Raw genomic sequence first — 1,848 nt, forward strand, 5'->3', positions numbered from 1 at the left:
TCCTTCAGGAGGTAGACGAGTTCGCGGCCGTGCAGGACGCCCAGGTGGGCGGTCTGGCCGAGCTCGGCGACCAGTTGGCCGAGGAGGGGGCGGGCCAGGCGTTCCAGCGGGTCGTGGCGGAGGTAGGCGGAGCCGATCTCGAAGGCGGCGACGCCGAGGCCGTAGCGTTTCTCCTCGGGGAGGTGGACGACGAAACTCTCGTCCATCATTGCCCGGAGCAAGTGGTACGTCGACGAGCGTGGCAGGCCGACCGCGGAGGCGATGCGCTCCATCGGTACCGGCCCGGGCTGGGTCGCCAGGAACGTCAGTACCCGCAGGGTGCGGGTCGAGGCCGGAACGTTGCCGCTCACAACGGCAGGGTAACCGGCCTGTCTCAGATTCCGGACGATTGCCGAGCCGAATTCTTTCCCGAACGTCGGCGCAGCCGCGACCGCAACACTTCGCCCACCACCGCGAACGCGAACAAACCACCCGCGACCGGCCAGTCGAAGTAGTCGTCACCGGAGAGCAGCAAGCCGACCCCGACCGACAACCCCAGGAAGACGAGCAGGGTCAGGGCGAGCCGGATCACAGCTCCTTCTCCGCGGTCCAGGCCGAGCCGGCGACCCGGTAGCCGAGCCACTCGTTGACCGCCAGCATCGGCTTGTTGCCCGCATCGTTGCCCGTATACGCCCGCGCCAGCCCGGCGTCGCGGGCGCGCCCGAGGGCGACCGCCTTCACGAGCTTGGCCAGACCGCGACCGCGAGCAGCCGGAATGGTTCCGGTGAGCGCGGACCAGGTCACCTTCCGTGCCGGATCGGCGGTGGTGGTGGAGAACGCCAGCACCTCGTCATCTTCCAGTACGGCGATGCTCAGGTCGCGGCGCAGTTCCGGGTGATTCCACTCGACGGCGAACCATTCGTCGTACGGCGGGGCCGATGACAATCCGCTCGGATCACCGTGAGCGACCGCGACCGTGGCCTGCCAGATCTGCCCAGGCTGTACGGCGTTGTAGTCGACCACCTGCAGGCCGTCCGGGACAGGCGGTGCAGCCGGTACGGCGCTCAGTTCCGCCTGCGAGTGGCTGAGTTCCCGGCCGATGGTGAAGCCGTGCTTGGTGGCGAAGCTCCGCGAGTCGTCCGAGGCGACCACCAATAGTCGCGCGGCACCGGCCTCGGCCGATTGGGTGGTGATGTGTTCGAGCAGCGCGGATCCGATGCCCTGCCCGCGGTGCGACGGGAGCACCTGCACGGTGATCCGCACTCGGGGCGCCACCGCATCCGGGGCCGGCAGGTAGATGTTGCCGTAGCCCACGATCTCCGAATCGGTCACCGCGACCAGCACCACCCGGTTCGGGTTGTTCCGCAGCCCCGCCTCGACACCCCGCGCCGTCATCACCAGATGCGGCATCGCCGCCGCCCAGACCGCCGCTATCCCGACCGCATCCTCCGGCACCGCCGTCCGGATCTCGAACACCATGCACCGACTGTAGTCGCGCCCCAGGTCCACAATCCCCCACCGACCTTGAGCACGGCTCAGTCACTCCAGCGCGCCGCGAGTGGTCGATCGGTGCTCAAGGTGTCGGCGCTCGGGCACCTTGGGCACGGGTCAACCGCCGCGGATGGGGCGAGATGGTTGAGGGGTGCTCAAGGTCGGGGGTGGGGAGTTTGGGCACGGTTCGGTCATTCCAGTGCGCCGCGAGTGGTTGAGCGGTGCTCAAGGTGCCCGAGCCGCGACACCTTGGGCACGGGTCAACCACCGCGGTTGGGGCGAGATGGTCGAGGGGTGCTCAAGGTCGGGGGTGGGGAGTTTGGGCACGGTTCAGTCACTCCAGTGCGCCGCGAGTGGTCGATCGGTGCTCAAGGTGTC

General features: G+C 68.7%; 3 protein-coding genes. All 3 read right to left on the reverse strand.

Annotated elements, in window-relative coordinates:
• Positions 1-350 (reverse strand): IclR family transcriptional regulator (locus E1261_RS44610; protein WP_165952881.1); only part of this gene is annotated, 350 nt, incomplete at its 3' end.
• A 23-nt stretch (positions 351-373) separates the two neighbouring features.
• The gene (locus E1261_RS44615; protein ID WP_132416409.1) at positions 374-571 is read right to left on the reverse strand and encodes a hypothetical protein; all 198 of its coding nucleotides are present in this window, start codon (positions 569-571) and stop codon (positions 374-376) included.
• A complete protein-coding gene (locus E1261_RS44620; RefSeq protein ID WP_238176856.1) occupies positions 568-1,458 on the reverse strand; it encodes a GNAT family N-acetyltransferase in 891 nt (296 codons plus the stop codon). Before E1261_RS44620 ends, E1261_RS44615 begins: the two co-directional genes overlap by 4 nt.
• Positions 1,459-1,848 lie beyond the last annotated feature (390 nt).

This window comes from Kribbella albertanoniae (assembly GCF_004348455.1).
GTDB classification, from domain to species: Bacteria; Actinomycetota; Actinomycetes; order Propionibacteriales; family Kribbellaceae; genus Kribbella; species Kribbella albertanoniae.